This window comes from Streptomyces sp. NPDC002870, assembly GCF_042888505.1.
Lineage (GTDB): Bacteria > Actinomycetota > Actinomycetes > Streptomycetales > Streptomycetaceae > Streptomyces.
The window spans coordinates 1-16,572 of sequence record NZ_JBIAPW010000060.1 but is presented as its reverse complement, the minus strand read 5'-3'; the positions used below and the strand labels follow the sequence as shown (position 1 = coordinate 16,572).

9 protein-coding genes are annotated in these 16,572 nt (G+C 73.5%); 3 read left to right on the top strand and 6 right to left on the bottom strand.

What is annotated here, in order from left to right; genetic code table 11:
• Window positions 1–136 precede the first annotated feature (136 nt).
• From ACFYWY_RS37190 to eccD, 4 genes are all read right to left on the bottom strand, one after another.
• A complete protein-coding gene (locus ACFYWY_RS37190) occupies window positions 137–439 on the bottom strand; it encodes a WXG100 family type VII secretion target (protein WP_389195615.1) in 303 nt (100 codons plus the stop codon).
• Between the two features lie 94 nt (window positions 440–533).
• Window positions 534–875 carry a hypothetical protein gene (locus ACFYWY_RS37185; RefSeq protein WP_389195612.1) on the bottom strand — a complete coding sequence of 114 codons (342 nt, stop codon included), beginning with the start codon at window positions 873–875 and terminating at the stop codon, window positions 534–536.
• 92 nt (window positions 876–967) lie between these two features.
• Window positions 968–2,503 (bottom strand): type VII secretion protein EccB, encoded by a 1,536-nt coding sequence (eccB, locus tag ACFYWY_RS37180; protein ID WP_389195608.1) that lies wholly within the window; start codon window positions 2,501–2,503, stop codon window positions 968–970.
• A gap of 13 nt (window positions 2,504–2,516) precedes the next feature.
• Window positions 2,517–3,917 carry a type VII secretion integral membrane protein EccD gene (gene eccD, locus ACFYWY_RS37175; protein ID WP_389195605.1) on the bottom strand — a complete coding sequence of 467 codons (1,401 nt, stop codon included), beginning with the start codon at window positions 3,915–3,917 and terminating at the stop codon, window positions 2,517–2,519.
• Between the two features lie 321 nt (window positions 3,918–4,238).
• Here eccD and eccCa point away from each other — a divergent pair, with 321 nt between their 5' ends.
• Complete coding sequence (gene eccCa, locus ACFYWY_RS37170; RefSeq protein ID WP_389195618.1) at window positions 4,239–8,213, top strand: type VII secretion protein EccCa; 3,975 nt, start codon at window positions 4,239–4,241, stop codon at window positions 8,211–8,213.
• Between the two features lie 616 nt (window positions 8,214–8,829).
• Here eccCa and ACFYWY_RS37165 read toward each other — a convergent pair.
• Window positions 8,830–10,224, bottom strand: a complete 1,395-nt coding sequence (locus tag ACFYWY_RS37165) for a S8 family serine peptidase (protein WP_389195602.1) — start codon at window positions 10,222–10,224, stop codon at window positions 8,830–8,832.
• 671 nt (window positions 10,225–10,895) lie between these two features.
• Between ACFYWY_RS37165 and ACFYWY_RS37160 the strand changes: the two genes are divergently transcribed.
• Window positions 10,896–14,234: a right-handed parallel beta-helix repeat-containing protein gene (locus tag ACFYWY_RS37160; RefSeq protein ID WP_389195599.1), complete on the top strand. Its 3,339-nt coding sequence runs from the start codon at window positions 10,896–10,898 to the stop codon at window positions 14,232–14,234.
• Between the two features lie 414 nt (window positions 14,235–14,648).
• Entirely contained in the window at window positions 14,649–15,947 is a 1,299-nt protein-coding gene (locus ACFYWY_RS37155) for an RICIN domain-containing protein (RefSeq protein WP_389195596.1), read from the top strand.
• Between the two features lie 179 nt (window positions 15,948–16,126).
• Here ACFYWY_RS37155 and ACFYWY_RS37150 read toward each other — a convergent pair whose 3' ends face one another.
• Window positions 16,127–16,297 carry a hypothetical protein gene (locus ACFYWY_RS37150; RefSeq protein WP_389195593.1) on the bottom strand — a complete coding sequence of 57 codons (171 nt, stop codon included), beginning with the start codon at window positions 16,295–16,297 and terminating at the stop codon, window positions 16,127–16,129.
• Window positions 16,298–16,572 lie beyond the last annotated feature (275 nt).

The following is a 16,572-nucleotide window of genomic DNA, read 5'->3' as shown; positions in this document are numbered from 1 at the left end:
CGGGGGGGGGGGGGGCCGCCCCCCCCGCCCCCCCCCGGGGGGGGGGCGGGGGGGGGGGGGGGGGGGGGCGGGGGCGGGCCCCCCCGCCCCCCCCGCCCCCACGGCGTCCGGTGAATCGCGCGGGCGCCGTTCTGTCCTAGTCGAGAAAAGCCTCGACGAGTCGCTGCTCGCTGCGACGGTAGTTGTCGGTGATGTCCTCGAGCAGCACCTTGTTCCCCAAGAGATCATCTTTCATCTTCACCACCGCGTTGTTCCACTCACTCTGGATTGTCACGTACGCGGTCTTGTCTTCACCCTCCCAGGTAATCAGCGCAACGAGTTCCTGCTCCAGGTTATCGAGAGTGGTCTCGATGGCGACTGTCTGGCTCATCAGGTTTTCGGCCGCGTTCTCGGTGTGGCTGTATTCGACGTGGATTATGCCGTCGGTGAAGTCGGGCATTTTATTTCTCCTTTTCTCCCCGGTGCCGGGGAAGTCGGAATACCGGCGGACGCACCGCCGGAGGACCGCGCCGCGGGCGGCGCGGTCCGGCCGCTCAGCGGGTCAGATCGTGGAAGACCTGCTCGTTCTGGACGGTGCGCTGATGGATGGAGTCCACGTTCGCGCCCTGCTCCTGCTGCTTCACCTGGAGTGTCGTCTCCAATTTCCCCCGCAGCCGGTTCAGGGCTTCATGGATTCGGTTCGCCTGGAACTCCCACCCCGTGATGAGGTTGCCGTACGCACCGCCGTCGCCGCCGCCAAAGCGGGCGGCCAGGTCGTGCTTCGTGTTCTCGACGTCCGCTCTGATGCGCGTGAGGCCGTTGTCCGCCATGGTCAGCGCGGATATAGCTGCCTGAAGGTCGCGGGCATTTGACCTCTGGCCACCGGTGGAAGGCATTTCCTAAACCTCTCTTTCAGGACTTCTCGTCATTTTTTCAGATACTTCACGGAGACTTTCGAGAGCACCGTGAATAGCAAATGCGCAACGTCTCACCTCCTCCTGGCGCCGTTTTCGGCGCAGCGCGGAGCGGTAGGCACGGCCTTTCCGTCCGCGGCCGCCTCGGTGGTCAGGTCAGGGCCCGTAGGCACCATCGACAGCAGCAGCGACGGCAGGGCACGTGGGGTCGCACCGGCGTAGCCGAGCGCCTTCATGGCCGCGGCGTCCGGCACCCGGTACTTCATGCCGGTGTCCGTCACCAGATACGCGGTGTTCCCCACCTCTGTGCCACCACCGCCGAGCACGTGCACCAGCGCCCCGCTGCCCGCGGGCACGGTGATCCGGTCCACCGGCAGGCAGGCCGGGACCATTCCCTCGGCGGGGGGCTGCGCGGCAGGTCCCAGCGCGCTGTCCGCGACCAGGGCGACGCCCACCCGCGGGCCGTCCCCATCGGGCTGGATCCGTACGCACGGCGCCAAGTCCCCCGTCACCTCGGCCGCTCTCGGGGGCGAGGCGGGCAACCCGGCGCCGAGCACCGCCTTGGCCGTCCCCGGGGCCAGGTTGCCGGTCAGGGCGTCGGCGCCGAGTTGCCGGACGAGAGCCGCGCCGCCCCCGTACGCCTGCTGACGGGTGGCCGGGTCGCCGAGCAGCAGCGCGGCCGCAGTGTCGGTGAGCGGCACCAAGCCGTCCTGACGCAGCAGGTGCAGCCGGGGCACGGAACCGGGGACGGTGACGCGGAAGACCTGCCCGACCGTGGTCGCCTGACCGCCCAGCACCGGCCCCGGCTTGCCTCGGCCGGGGACCGGAGGGGGCGTCAGGTCGGGGCCCGCCGGGAGGGCGGTGAGGAAGGCGGCCGAGACGGGCAGCGGGGCGGTGGAGCCGTAGCCCAGCGCGTCGGCCGCCCGTGCGGCCCGGTCCAGACGCAGCCGGCTGCCCTGCCACACCAGGTAGGCGGTCCCGTCCGGCCCGGTGACCAGCAACCCCCGGTCCCGCCCCAGGGGGACGTCGGCGGCGTCGGACCCCACAGCGAGCGTGGTGACGGTGGCGGGCCGCTTCCGGCCGCCCGGCCCGGCGTCCGGCCCGGCGTCCGTACCGCCGCCGTCCGCCGCACCGCCGGTGTCCGCAACCGGCCGGGAACACACCTGCCACGGCCCAGACACCAGATCGCCGGCGCCCGGCAGTGTGTCCGGCGCGCCGGGTATGCCCACCGGCGACCCGGTCGGGGTGCCGCGCAGCGACTTGCCGCCGACCGTGCTGCTCTTCAGGTCCGCACCCGCCAGCAGGCGTGCGGACGCGTAGTTGCGCACCGGCCGCAGCCGCCCGTCCAGGTACAGATAGCGGGAGCCGGTGTCCCGGTTGACGATCAGGTTTCCCGAGGTCTGCCAGGAGTCCTTGGTCCCGGGCTTGATCAGGCCGAAGACGAACGCGCCCGCGCACACGATCACCCCGATGACCACGCCGATGGCCGTGCCGCGGTTGGTGCGCCCCTGGGGGCTCTCCGGGGCGTCCGGGTCGGATCTGAGCATGCTGGAGGTCAAGCGCCCCATGACGAACATGTGCGCCTGCACCTGGTCGCGTTTGGTCTGCATCGCCGCCTCCCCGTCAGCCCTTGATCGCCCGCAGGGCGCCGTACACGCCGAGCACCCATAGAGCCAGTGGCAGCAGGCTGATCGCCGCGAGAGAGTGCAGCAGCTCGGCGCCGCGGCCCCAGTACGGCACCAGGCGGCGGCCGGGCACCGTCCAGGCGGCGACGGCCAGCACGGCCGTGGCGGCCAGCAGCCCCGCGGCCAGCAGCAGCCGCCCGGTCAGCCCGAAGGAATGCGCGCCGGCCAGCGCCAGCAGCAGCGCGCCGAGCACGCCGGGGACCGCCAGCGACAACCGCTGCCATACGTTGCCCAGGCCTCGGGAGTGCAGCAGCAGCAGGAGCGACAGGGCCGCCATGGTCAGCACCTCGGGCAGGTCCGGCTCGGTGGCCAGGACCGCCAGGCACATGGCGCAGATGGCGCCGGTGGCCCCGTACAGCGAGGTCATCCAGCCGTCGGCGATCACCGCGCGGGCGGAGACGACCGCGGTGGGGTGCGGATCGATGCCTTCCTGGAGCTGGTCGGCGTTGGTCGGCAGCGGCGGCATCCGCAGGCCCGACAGCCGGAACGCCAGCGACGGCACGAAAGCGCCGAAGATGACCGCCACCAGGGCCACGACGCCCGCGCAGTGCCCCGGCGGCAGGTCGGCGACGAGCATGAGCACCCCGGCCAGCGCCCCGGCGACCGCCAGGACGCACAGACCGAGGGAGAGCACGGCGTACGAGGCCACAGCGGCGAGGGCCAGGACCGCGGCGCCGGCCGCGGCGGCCGAGGCGGCCAGCAGCCGGGCACCCAGCACCTCCCAGGCGTGCGGGCCCTCGAGCGCGCCGCCCGGCAGCAGCCAGCCCGCAAGCGCCAGGTACGGAGCCGCCATGAAGCCCAGGGCCGCGCCCGCCCCCGCGTCGCCCACCGCGCGGCTGGCCGAGCCCGCGCCGCCGATCAGCAGCAGCCCGGCCGCCGTCGCGGCCAGCGCCCGGAGAGCCCCCGACCCGCCGGGCAGGGCCAGGACCACCACCCCGGCCGTGAGAACGGCCACCGCCATGCCCACCAGCAGCCGGCGGCTGGCCTGCGGCGACCAGCCGTGCGGGCGCTGCCGCATGGTGCCGGCGATGCCGTCCACCAAGTCGTCCAGGTGCACTTCGGGCAGGGACTCGGCCCGCGGCCGCAGGTGCAGCGTCTCGCCGTCGCGCAGGCCCAGGCTCTCCAGCGTCGCCTCCTCGTCGAGCGGCGCCTCGCCCAGCCGCTGGAGGACCCAGCCACCGTGGTCCGGTCCGCTCTCCTCCGTGTCCTTCTCGCAGTAGCCGAGCAGGACGGGCAGCAGGTCGGCCACGGGGATGTCGGTGGGCACCGCCAGGTCAATGTTCTTGCCGGGCGCACGCACGTTGAGGTGGCACAACGTCACCACCTGACTGTCGGTCATGGAAACCGGTCCACGCCCTTCCTGTCGCTTCGTCCATTAGGAAATGAAATCTTCTTATATGTGTTTTTCAGGTAGCTTTTCGCGTAGTGTGGTCGATCGCGCACCGTCGGCCGGTTGCGCGGCCCGGCTCATGCAAGCCGGTGGATCTTCCGAGCATCATCTGCTGACCCTTACGGCGGCACCGCCGCTCCGGTTCGAGGCGTCGGACTTACTTTCTCCGGCGTCCTCGCCGTTCCTCTCCCAGCCCGCACCGTCCCCGCGCCGCGGCGGCCGGTCAACGGCGGCTGTGCCCGGCGACTTTGAAGGAGATCCCCGTTGAGTGTGGTGCTGTTCCGCAGGCCCGCCCGCCGCCGCGGGCCCGACATGCCCGAGGGCGAGCTGAGTCTCCAGGAGCCGCCCACCCTGCCCGAGTTGGTCCCCGACAGCTCCGCGGTGTGGAACTACCTGCCCACCGCTCTCATGTCGGTCTCGATGATGCTCATGTTCATCAGACCGGGCATGGCCGGCGGCTTCATGTACCTCGCCATCGGCTTGATGGTGCTCTCCGCGGCCGCCATGATGATCGGTCAGTTCATGCGCCGCAGCAGCGAGCGCAAGCAGCAGCTCAAGGGCGAACGCCGCGACTACCTGCGCTACCTGTCGCAGATCCGGCGCAAGGTGCGCGATGCCGTCGCCGGCCAGCAGCAGGCCCTGGCCTGGCGCCACCCGGACCCGGTGGCGCTGGCCGCGATGGTGCGCACCTCCCGGCTGTGGGAGCGGCGCACCACCGACGAGGACTTCAGCGAGGTGCGGCTGGCGGTCGGCGAGCAGAAGCTGGGCCTGCGGCTGGCGCCGCTGTCGACCAACCCGGTGGAGGACCTGGAGCCGCTGAGCGCGCACGCGCTGCGCAGCTTCATCCGCGCCTACTCCACCGTTCCCGACCAGCCCATCGCCATCTACCTGCGCTCCTGGGCGCGGGTGCTGTTCCGCGGCGACGAGGACCACATCCGCGCGCTCGTGCGGGCGGTGCTGGCGCAGCTGACCACCTTCCACTCCCCCGACGACCTGTGGCTGGTGCTGTGCGTGTCCGACGAGCGCCGCACGGAGTGGGAATGGGCCAAGTGGCTGCCGCACGTGCTGCACCGCGAGGAGACCGACGGGGCCGGCCCCACCCGGATGATCGTCTCCGCGTTCGGCGAGCTGGAGAACCTGCTGGGCCCGGAGTTCACCGAACGGCCCCCCTACGACTCCGACACCCTCCCCGGTCCGGAAGAGCCCTTCACCGTGATCGTCGTGGACGGCACCACCGTCCCCGGCGGCCACCGGTTGGACGGCCACGGCTTCCGCAACGCGGTCGTGCTGGACCTGGCCGGCTCGCTGTCCTGGCGCCCGGGCCGCGCCACGCTGCGGCTGGACGTCTCCGCCGACGCCGTACGGCTGGTCCGCACCGACCGGGACCGCCAGGAGCAGAGCACCTACCTCGGCCGGCCCGACGCCCTCGGTCCCGTGGCCGCCACCGCCCTGGCCAAGGTCCTCTCGCCCTATCGGCTGAGTCTGGGAGGAGACACCGGCCAGTCCCTGTCGAGCGACACCGAGCTGACCACTCTGCTGGGTATCCCCGATCTGCACCGCCACGAGCCCGGGCAGCTGTGGGAGCGTGCCACCGGCAGCAGCCGGCTGCGCGTGCCCATCGCCATCGGCCCCAGTGGCGGCCCCGTCGAGCTGGACATCAAGGAGTCGGCGCAGGGCGGCACGGGTCCCCACGGGATGCTCATCGGCGCCACCGGCTCCGGCAAGAGCGAACTGCTGCGCACCCTCGTCCTGGCGCTTGCCCTGACCAACTCCTCCGAGACCCTCAACTTCGTCCTGGTCGACTTCAAGGGCGGCGCCACTTTCCTCGGCCTCGACGAACTGCCGCACACCTCGGCCGTCATCACCAACCTCGCCGACGAAGTGGCCCTGGTGGGGCGGATGCAGGACGCGCTGCACGGCGAGCTGATGCGCCGCCAGGAACTGCTGCGGTCGGCGGGCAACTACACCTCCGCGCTGGAGTACGAGAAAGCGCGCGCGTCCGGCACCCCGCTGGCCCCGCTGCCCAGCCTGTTCGTGGTCGTCGACGAGTTCAGCGAACTGCTGGCCGCGCACCGCGAGTTCATGGAGCTGTTCGTCATGATCGGCCGACTGGGGCGCAGCCTCGGGGTGCACCTGCTGCTCGCCTCCCAGCGACTGGACGAGGGCCGGGTGCACCAGTTGGAGGGCCACCTGTCGTACCGGATCGGCCTGCGCACCTTCTCCGCCATGGAGAGCCGCGGGGTCCTGGGCGTCCCGGACGCGTATCAGCTGCCGCCCCAGCCGGGCAACGGCTACCTCAAGACGGGCGTGGAGGAGCTGACCCGGTTCCGCGCCGCGTACGTCTCCGGCCCGTACCGCCGGCGCGCCGGCGCCGCCAACCGGGCCCGGATCGCCAGCCAGGTCGTGCCCTGGACGGCCGAGTGGGTGGTTCCGCGACAGCTCCCCGGCCAGCCCGACGAGTCCGAGGCGCCCGAGACCCCGGAGGCTGAGGAGGAGACCGCCGACACCCTGCTGTCGGTGGCCGTGGAGCGGCTGCGCGACGCCGGCCCGCCCGCCCACCAGGTGTGGCTGCCGCCGCTGGAGACGCCGCCCACCCTGGACCAGCTTCTGCCGCCGCTCACCGAGGACGCGCAGCATGGGCTGACCACCGCGGACTGGCCGCACCGCGGCCGGCTCACGGTGCCCGTCGGCCTCGTCGACCGTCCCTTCGACCAGCTCCGCGAGCTGCTGACGGTGGACCTGTCCGGCGCGGGCGGGCACGTCGCCATCGCCGGCGGGCCGCAGAGCGGTAAAAGCACGCTCGTGCGCACCCTCATCACCTCCCTGGCCCTCACCCACACCCCCCGCGAGGTGCAGTTCTACTGCCTGGACTTCGGCGGGGGCACACTGTCCGGCCTGGCCGGGCTGCCGCACATGGTCGGCATCGCCCCACGCCTGGACCCCGAGCGCGTCGGCCGCGTGATCTCCGAGGTCAACGCGTTGCTGGCGCACCGCGAGCAGTTCTTCCTCGCCGAGGGCATCGACTCCATGGCGGCCTACCGGCGCCGCCGCGCGGCCGGGGAGTTCCCCGGCGAGACTCACGGCGACGTGTTCCTCGTCACCGACGGCTGGTCGACGGTGCGCCAGGACTTCGACCAGCAGGTCTCCACGTTCAACGCGCTGGCCGCCCGCGGCCTGAACTACGGCATCCACCTGATCACCACCACCGCCCGGTGGGTGGAGCTGTCCTCTGCGGTACGGGACCAGGCCGCCACCCACCTGGAGCTGCGCATGGGCGACGCGATGGACTCCGAGTTCAACTCCCGCCGCGCCGCTGCCGTCCCCCGCATCCCAGGCCGCGGCCTGACCTCCGAGCTGCTGCACTACCTCGCCGCACTGCCGCGCATCGACGGCGTGGAGTCGGCCGAGGATCTGTCGGAGGGGGTGTCCGCCCTGGTCGCCGCCGTCTCCGAAAGCTGGTCCGGCCCACCCGCCCCGCAGCTGCGTATGCTGCCCACGACGCTGTCCGCCGCGGAACTGCCCGCGCCCGAGGGCGACTTCCGCGTGGCGCTCGGCCTGGAGGAGGAACGGCTGGAGCCGGTCTGGCACGACTTCTCCCAGAACCCCCACATGATCGCTGTCGGCGACACAGAGAGCGGCAAGACCAACCTGCTGCGGCTGATGACCCGCGCCATCACCGCGCGCTACACCCCGGCCGAGGCCCGCATCCTGGTGGTGGACTACCGCCGCGAGTTGGTGGAAACCGTCCCCGAGGAGTACCGGCTCGGCCATGCCGTGTCCACCGAAGGCCTCAAGGACCTGGTCGACGGCGCCGCCCGCGCCATACGCACCCGCGTGCCCGGCCCCGACGTCGCACCCGCGCAGATGAAGCGGTGCGACTGGTGGACAGGCCCACGGCTGTTCATCCTCGTCGACGACTACGACATGGTCGGCGGCAGCGTCGTCAACCAGCCGCTGGCCCCGCTGGTGGACCACCTGGCGATGGGCTGGGAGGTCGGCCTGCACCTGATCGTCACCCGCGCCGCCAACGGCGCCGCGCGCGGCATGGGCGAGTCGCTGATGCGCCGCCTGCTGGAGATCAACACCCCGGCCCTGCAGATGTCCTGCCCGCCGTCGGAGGGCTACGTCTTCGGCAGCCAGAAGGGCCGCATCCTCATCCCGGGCCGCGCGGTGCGCATCGCCCGCCGCAAGACGGTGCAGATCCAGACGGCGCTGGTGGAGGAGGAGCCTTCGGAGGGGCAGTGAGAAGGCCTACGCGCCGCGGGTCCGGCCCCATGGGCGGGGCCGGGTCGGCAGCGCCCGGCGCGGGGGCGGCGGTTTCCGGCACGGGGGCGCGGTTCCGGCACGGGCGCGGGGGCGGGCGGCGTCTCGGGTGCGGGGGCGGGGTTCCTGGGCGCGGGGCCGGGCGGCACGAGCACACGCGCCGGACGGACCGCGGCTCCGGCACGGGGGCGGCGGTTCGAGCACGGGCGCCGGACGGCAGATCCGCAGTTGGTCAGTGCCGACGCCGGCCACTCGGTCCCGGCACGCGTGAGCTGGGCGCCAAGCCCCAGGCGACCGTCGTCCTGCCGACGCCCGGCGCGCCGCACAGCCACGGGCAGGGAGTCGACCGCCGCGCACCGGCTCACAGGCTCGCCGCCTCGGCCGAGCACGGGGAGATGACCGCGCCGAATGTCCCGACAGCACGGTGGCCATGGCGGCAATCGTGGTGGATCCCTGCGGCGCCGACCGTTTCACCTGCCGATGGCCGGTGTCCGGAGATGTCCGAGGGTGTCCGGAGTCCCGTCAGGCGGCCCCCCGGGGGCGGCCGCTCACCGCCTGCCCTGAGCCGGTCGCGGCCCTGCCGCCGTTCTCCCCGCCCTCAGTCGCCGTCCGCGCCGCCCGCACCTTCCGCACTGCCCACACCGTCCGCGCCGTACACACCATCCGCACTGCCCACACCGTCCGCGCCGTCCGCGCCGTCCGCGCCACCCGCGCCACCCGCGCCACCCGCACTGCCCGCGCCACCCGCGCCGTCCATCCCCGCCGGCTGCCAGCTCCGGGCCTTCCCCCTGGGGACGATCACCGCCCCAGCCGCGACCAGGAGCACCACCGCGCCGCCCGCCGCCGCCACCATCAGGGCGCGGGCTTGGGTGGCGGCGGGCGGGGGTCCGGGGACGTGCGCCGGGGCCTGGGCCGGGCGCTGCCCGGCCCGGTCCGCGGCGACGGCAGCCACCGCCGCGTACGGGTCCAGCATCGGCACGTCGGCGGGGTACGCGAACGCCACCAGCCGCCGCGAGACCTCCGCCGCGTCCAGCTCCGGTTGGTACGCGCGGACCAGGGCCGCGGCGCCCGCGACGTGGGCCGCCGCGAGCGAGGAGCCGGAGCCGATGTAGTGGCCCGAACCGCGCGGGCCGATGCTCACCACCGCGCCGCCGGGGGCCGCGAGGTCGGCGGAGAACACCGGCACCGCGTCCTCTGGGCGTGCCCCGCCGGTTCCGTGGTCCATGACGGACAGCACATCGGGGAGGAACCCGGGGAAGTAGGGGCGGGGCCGGGGGCCAGGGTCCCCGGTGGCAGGGTCCTTGGGCACGGCGTCCGGCGCGGCCGGGGCGACGACCAGCGCGTCGCGGGCTGCCGCGTACGACACCGCGTCCGTCAGCTCCTCCCGACCGGTGGTCAGCGCGAGCCCCACGTAGATCACGTCCGCCTTGCGGTCGGCCGCCGCCCGGATGCCCTGCGCCACGCGGTCCGCGGTAGCGGTGCCGCGCTCGTCTGTGCCCCGTACCGCGAGGATGCGCACATGGGGCGCCACCCCGGCGACGCCGACCCCGTCGAGCCGCGCGGCGGCGATCAGGCCCGCGGCGAAGGTGCCGTGGCCGACGCAGTCCTCCCCCGCGTCGCCCACGGCGGTCACCCGGCCGTCCAGCGCCGGGACCGTGGTGGAGACCCCGGTGTCCACGACCGCCACCGTCACGTCCTCGCCCTGCGACAGCCGCCATACCCGGTCCAGCCCGAGGGCCTGGCGGGACCACGGCTGCTCGGCGGCCGTCTCCTGCGAGCCCACGGCGCACGTGGCGTCCGCGGCCAGGGCGGTACGCAGTTGGGGAAGGCTGACCGCCTCCCCGGCCGGGGTCGGACCGGCCGCCGGTACCTGCGGGGCCGCCGAGGCAGGCGCTGCGGCGGACGCGGCGGACAGCGAGAGCGTCGCCGCGGACAGGGTCACCGCGAACAGGCGGGCGGCGCGGGAGCGGCGGGTCGGGCGCGTGGCGGGCATACCGCTGTGAACGTGCGCGCCCCGAGGGGGGTTCACCTCCGGTCCGCCCAGGCGGGCACCGCTCGCGTGCGGTTGCGACGGACGGGCCGCGGCCGTCAAGCGGTGCGAGGGCGGAGCGCGTGCACGCCCCGACCGGCTTGTGAGCCGCTCCACCGTGAGCGGCGACGGGAGCCCAGTCCTGGAGCGGTCCCAGGGCGGCGGTCCCGGGGCGGTCCCGGGGGCGGCGACCGTGCCGCTCACCGAAGGGCCGCACCGGCCGCTACCGAAAGCCCGCACCGCACGGCCCACGTGGTCCGGCTGCCCCTGCCGCCCGGCGACCGTGCCCGGTGCCGGGCGCGGTCGCCGGGCATCCGGCCGGGTTTCCTCGGCAGCGGCGCCCATGGCCCGCCCGCCCGCCCCAGCGCGTCGGGCGCGCACCCTTCCCGCCCCTACGCGTCCTTCTGTGCCCGCTCTGCTCTCGCACGATCACACGGTCCCGTATCGCCCCATCCGTACCCATACACCCGGCATATCGCTGTACCTAATCCCCCGGGAAGACGAAGTTGTTGCGATGACCTCGAACTGGAACTCCGTCTCCCTCGTAGGCAAGAGCGAACGTGCCGGTTCCCCTTTCCCATGCCCGGGAGCCGGGGCACGCGGGGCAGCGGCATGAAAATGAGAAGAGGTCGAGGGTGTCACGGCAGTTGCTGACGGTCTGCCTGGAACAACCGGACTGCTTCCGGACCATCGGCGAGGCGCTGGCGAAGGCCCGTACCGGTGCGGTGATCCGCGTCCGGCCGGGCCGTTACGCCGAAAACCTCACCATCCGCACTCGCGTGACCGTCGTTGCCGACGGCGACCCGGGTGGCGTGGAGATCTGCCCGCGCCGCGGCAGCGCCATCACCCTCGTCGCCGACGCGGTGATGCTCACCGACCTGGTGCTGCGCGGCGGCCAGGAGGACCTGCCGGTGGTGGACGCGGCGCGCGGCGAGGTGGCGCTGGACAACTGCGTCGTGATCGGGTCGGGGTGGGCGGCGGTGCTCGCCCGGGAGACCGGGTCGCTGGCCATGCGCGGCTGCCGGGTCACCAACCCCGTAGGGGCGGGCGTGGTGATCACCTCCCCGACCGGCAGCGTCGTGGACGACTGCCTGATCGAGCACCTGGGCACTTCGGGCGTGGTGGTCAGCGAGCGGGGCCGGGCCACCGTCCGCGGCTGCCGGATGCGCGACGCCCGCGGCAACGGCGTGCTGTGCAACGGCGAGGCCGAAGCACTGATCACCGGGTGCGACATCACCTCCGCCGACAAGCCGGCGCTGGCGCTGGAGGGCCGCTGCGTGGCGGACGTGCGCGAGACGACCGTGCACGACACCGCCGTCGGCGTCTTCGTCACCAGCGCCTCGCGCCAGTCGCTGGACGCGGTGACCGTCACCGGCACCACTGGCCCGGCGATCGTGCTGTCCTCCGGCACCGACCCGATGTTCACCGGCTGCCGCACCGAGCGGACCAAGGACAGCGGCGTGGTCGTCACCGAGCGGGCGCGCGGCACCTTCCACGACTGCGCCTTCGCCACCGCGCAAGCCCCGGCGATCCGCGTCTCCGGCGGCGCGACGCCGTCCTTCCACACCACCGCCGTACGGGACTGCGCCGCCGCCGGCGCGGCGGTATGGCTGGCCGAGGATTCGGCCGCGGAGTTCGACCGGCTGGACGTGACCGACTGCGCGGGCGTGGGCATCTCCGTCCGCTCCGGCGCCAACCCGCTGCTGCGCCGCGCCACCGTCACCGGTGCCGGTGGCCACGGCGTGGAGGTCACCGAGGAGGGCCGCGGCCGACTGGAGGACTGCGCCGTGCACCAGGCGGCGGGCTCGGGTGTGCACATCGCCGACGGCGGCAACCCCTACCTTGGAGACACCCTGGTGCAGGGGGCCGCCGACGCGGGTGTCAGTGCCGGTGAGGGCGCCCGCGGCACGCTGCGGGACTGCGAGATCCGCGCCAGCGGCTCGTCCGGCGTGGCGGTGCGCAAGGGCGCCGACCTGACGCTGACCCGCATCCGGGTGCTGGCCTCCGGCGGCCACGGTGTGCTGGTGTCCGCACAGGCCCGTACGGCGCTGCACTCGTGCGAGGTCGCCGAGTCCACGGGCGACGGCATACGGATCGACAGCGCCGAGCCGGTCGAGGTCATCGGCTGCACGGTGCGCGACAACAAGGGCTACGGGCTGCGCGCCACCCGCGGCGGAGACCGGCTGGCCGTGGAGAACCTGAACGACACCGGCAACGGCCTGAGTGCCGCGAGCCCCGAGGGTGCCGGCGGCGCGTCCGAGCGCACCTCGGGCTGGGAGCCGGGCGGCGGTATGCCGGCGGGCGCCGCCGTGGAGCCCACAACCCCCGAGGGGCCGCTCGCCGAGCTGGAGGCGCTGACCGGCCTGGCGGATGTCAAGAGCCAGGTCCGCACGCTGATCAACCTCAACGAGATGGCCCAGCGCCGGGCACGGCTGGGAATGTCCGTGCCGCCCATGAGCCGTCACATCGTCTTCGCCGGTGCACCCGGCACCGGCAAGACCACGGTGGCGCGGCTGTACGGCTCCATCCTGGCCGAGCTGGGCGTGCTGAGCTCGGGTCACCTGGTGGAGGTCTCCCGCGCCGACCTGGTGGCGCAGTTCGTCGGCGGCACGGCCATCAAGACCACCGAGGCGTTCAACAAGGCCCTCGGCGGCGTGCTGTTCGTCGACGAGGCGTACACCCTCAGCTCCGGCGGCAAGGGCAGCAGCGGGGCCGATTTCGGTCGCGAGGCCATCGACACGCTGCTGAAGCTGATGGAGGACCACCGCGACGAGGTCGTCGTGGTGGCGGCCGGCTACACCGACGAGATGGCGGGGTTCCTCTCCTCCAACCCGGGCCTCGCCTCGCGCTTCACCCGCACCATCGAGTTCGGCAACTACTCCGTGGACGAACTGGTGACCATCACCGAGTCCATGTGCGAGGCGCACCAGTACACCTTGGCCCCGGCGACCCGTCAGGCGCTGGCGGTCCGGTACGAGGCGATGCCACGCGACGCCACGTTCGGCAACGGCCGCGCCGCACGGCAGGTCTTCGAGGAGATGGTCGACCGGCAGGCGTCACGGCTGGCCGCACTGCCCGACCCGGGCGAGGCCGACCTGTCGCTGCTGCTGCCGGAGGACACCGGCGCCGTCGCGGCGGACGGCGCGGGCGCCGCGGCCGACAAGGACGACATGCTGGCACGGATGGAGAACATGGTCGGGCTCGACGCGGTCAAGCGCGAAGTGCGGGACCTGGTGAACCTGCTGGCCACGGCGCGGCAGCGGGAGGCCGCGGGGCTGCCCACACCGCGGATCAGCCAGCACCTGGTCTTCGCCGGGCCCCCCGGCACCGGCAAGACGACCGTGGCACGGCTGTACGCGGACCTGCTGCACTCCCTGGGCGTTCTGCCGCAGGGCCAACTGGTCGAGGTCGCCCGGGCCGACCTGGTGGGCCGCTACATCGGCCACACCGCCCAGCTGACGAAAGAGGCGTTCGAACAGGCGATGGGCGGCGTGCTGTTCATCGACGAGGCGTACACCCTCACCCCCGAGAACTCGCCCTCCGACTTCGGCCGCGAGGCCGTGGACACGCTGCTGAAGCTGATGGAGGACCACCGCGACAAGGTCGTGGTCATCGTGGCGGGCTACACCGGCGAGATGCGCCGGTTCCTGGGCTCCAACCCGGGCCTGGCGTCGCGGTTCTCCCGGCACGTCACCTTCGAGAACTACTCCACGCAGGAGCTGGTGACCATCATGGGCCACCACGCCGCCGAGTCGGGGTACGAGCTGGCGCCCGCCACGCACGACGTGCTGCACGCGCACATCGACACGCTGCCGCGCGACCGTTCCTTCGGCAACGCCAGGCTGGCGCGGCAGTTGCTGGAGTCGATGATGACCCGGCACGCCCGTCGGCTGAGCGCGCTGGAGGCACCGACGCTCCAGGACCTGCGTCTGCTGCTGCCGGACGATCTGGCGGCCGGGGCGGTGCCGGCCTGAGAAGAGCGGGGGGCGGCGGACGGCCCCGCGGTGGACGGGCCTCGCGGTGGACGGGCCTCGCGGTGCGGCCGGCGTACGGGAAGAGGGCGCCGTACGGACCCGACCCGCGCACGGGAAGAGCGCGCCGTACGGACCCGTGCCCGCTGCCGCCTCCGGCCACGGGCCACCGCCTCGCTTCCCCGGCCGGCCGATCGATCGCCGCCCTGAGTGAACCGAACGGCGCGGGGCCCGTATCAGCCAAGGGGCGGCGGCACACGCCTCGCCAAGCGCGGTGCGTCCGGCTCCCCGGCAAACCCAAGTCCCGGTGGCGCCCGGGCCAGGCCCCTTGGGGCCTGGCCCGCGGCGGGCGCACACCGGACAGCGTCCGGGCCGGCGGACATCCGCCGGCCCGGCTCGACCACTGTGGAGGACTTCATGTCCCTAGGACAGGATCGCGGCCGGAGCGAGCCGCGTACCGCGTCGGAAGGCGGGCCAGGGCGCGAGCCCGCCCGGGATCCGGCGGCCATACGTCAGGCGGTGACGCTGGCCGCGGTAGCGGGCGACCCCGGCGACTCCTGGGCATCGGGGGGCCGTCGGGGTGCCGCGGCCGCACCGGGCCCGGCAGCTGCGGCGCCCGCACCGCAATCCATCCGTGAGGAGGCCCCCACGGCTCCGGCAGCGGAGCCGGCCTCGCCCGCGGCGGAAGCACCGTCCCTGGCGGCAGCAGGCCCCCGCGCGGAGCCGGACCGGACCGGTGAGCCCGGCCGAACCGGTGAAACGGCCGCCGCCCGCCCGGCGGCGGCACGGGCCGAGGCGGCCCAGAATGCCGACAACGCCCCTGCGGCCCCTACTGCCGTTGCGTCGGCCCGCGGTGCGGACGGCGACGGTCCGTCCCCCGACGGCGCGGGCGAGCCGTCCGCGCCCGGCCGCCCCAAGAAGCCCATGCTGGCGGCCGCGGCCCTGGTCGGGGCAGTGCTGCTGGCCGTCCCTCTCGTGCTGTCGGGACAGGGCGACGAGGACAGGGCAGACATCGCCTCGGCCGATGTGACGCAGGACCTGCTGCTGGCGGACGGCGAGGACGCACCCCAGAAGCCGGGGACCTTCGTGGCGCAGGACGACGTCCCTGAGGCTCCCAAGGGGCCCCAGAAGCCGGAGAAAGAGGGGGGCACCGAGCCCGACGCCGGGCCCGGACCCGCGCCCCAGCAGATCGACGTGGCCGACGAGGAGAGCGGGCCGGACGACGGGAACGGGGGCGGCGGCGCAGCGGACGAGTCCCCGAAGCCGCAGGCGCAGCGCCCCACGGGCCGCTCGATGACCGTCAAGACCGTTACTGTGGGCTGGGACTCCCAAAAGCACCGCCTGGCCAACGAGCAGACGGACAAATGCCTCGTCATGAAGGCGTCCAGCCGCCGGGTGGTGCAGGGTTCGTGCAGCGGCGACACCTGGCAGCGCTACACCGTGGGCGACGGGACGTTCCTGTTGAAGAGCGTGGCCGCCAATCGGTGCCTGGACACCGACGGCAAGGAGCTGTACCTCTCCAGTTGCACCACCAAGGACCCGGGCCAGCGCTGGAAGCTGCCCACAGCGGGCGGGTGTGACGTGTCGATCGTCAGCAAGCAGTTCGGCAAGCACGTGACCGGTTGGAACGACGGGTCCGTCACGCTGGGGGCCGCCGACTCGGGCGCGCCCGACAAGCGCAAGTGGAAGGCGCCGACGCTGGTCAGCGGCTGCTGACCGGCCGGCCCCGGGTGCCCGCAGCGAACCCGCGGCCGAACCTGGCCGTACCCGCCTAGGACGAGCGGCCCCGGGTCGGGCCCGACCGGCGGCAGGCGACAGCCTGCACCGCCCGGTCGGGCCCACCGCCCGCACCGGCTCGCTCCACGCGCTTCAGGACGTGGAGCCGTCTCACGGCGTCACGCCGCCGGGCCGGTCGACGCAGCGGCCGAGGATGCCGCGGGACCGAGCCCGCGGCGGCGCAGCGGCTGACTGAGCAGATAGGAGGGCAGGCTGCTGTGCTCCCGCTCCACCCTGCTCGAGTCCACGGGGCCGCGCTGCAGTTCCCGGTAAACCTCGGCACGCAGCATCTCCAGGGCGCCGTCCGGCTCCGCGGCGAGGTGGCGGTCACCGTCGTGGCCGTCGGCCGCGAGCGGGTTCCCGGCCGTTTTGGCCGACGCGTCCGTCGACGCTTCCTCGTCCTCGGCAGCCGACGACTCCCCGTCCCTGTTGAAGGTGCTTTAAAGCAGTTGGTCCATGTCGTCGGTGCTCTAGTAGGACTCCGTTAGGTCTTCCTCTTGGTCGTGTTTGGGGGCATGTTGGGGGTGTGGACGCACACGAAGTGAACCGTGCTCGGGCGAAGTTG

What these genes read in the sequence shown, in the direction of transcription:
- ACFYWY_RS37150 (WP_389195593.1), bottom strand. Translation starts at nt 16,297, where the DNA reads ATGCTGCGTGCCGAGGTTTACCGGGAACTGCAGCGCGGCCCCGTGGAC.
- ACFYWY_RS37155 (WP_389195596.1), top strand. Translation starts at nt 14,649, where the DNA reads ATGTCCCTAGGACAGGATCGCGGCCGGAGCGAGCCGCGTACCGCGTCG.
- ACFYWY_RS37185 (WP_389195612.1), bottom strand. Translation starts at nt 875, where the DNA reads ATGCCTTCCACCGGTGGCCAGAGGTCAAATGCCCGCGACCTTCAGGCA.
- ACFYWY_RS37190 (WP_389195615.1), bottom strand. Translation starts at nt 439, where the DNA reads ATGCCCGACTTCACCGACGGCATAATCCACGTCGAATACAGCCACACC.
- eccD (WP_389195605.1), bottom strand. Translation starts at nt 3,917, where the DNA reads ATGACCGACAGTCAGGTGGTGACGTTGTGCCACCTCAACGTGCGTGCG.
- eccB (WP_389195608.1), bottom strand. Translation starts at nt 2,503, where the DNA reads ATGCAGACCAAACGCGACCAGGTGCAGGCGCACATGTTCGTCATGGGG.
- ACFYWY_RS37165 (WP_389195602.1), bottom strand. Translation starts at nt 10,224, where the DNA reads ATGCCCGCCACGCGCCCGACCCGCCGCTCCCGCGCCGCCCGCCTGTTC.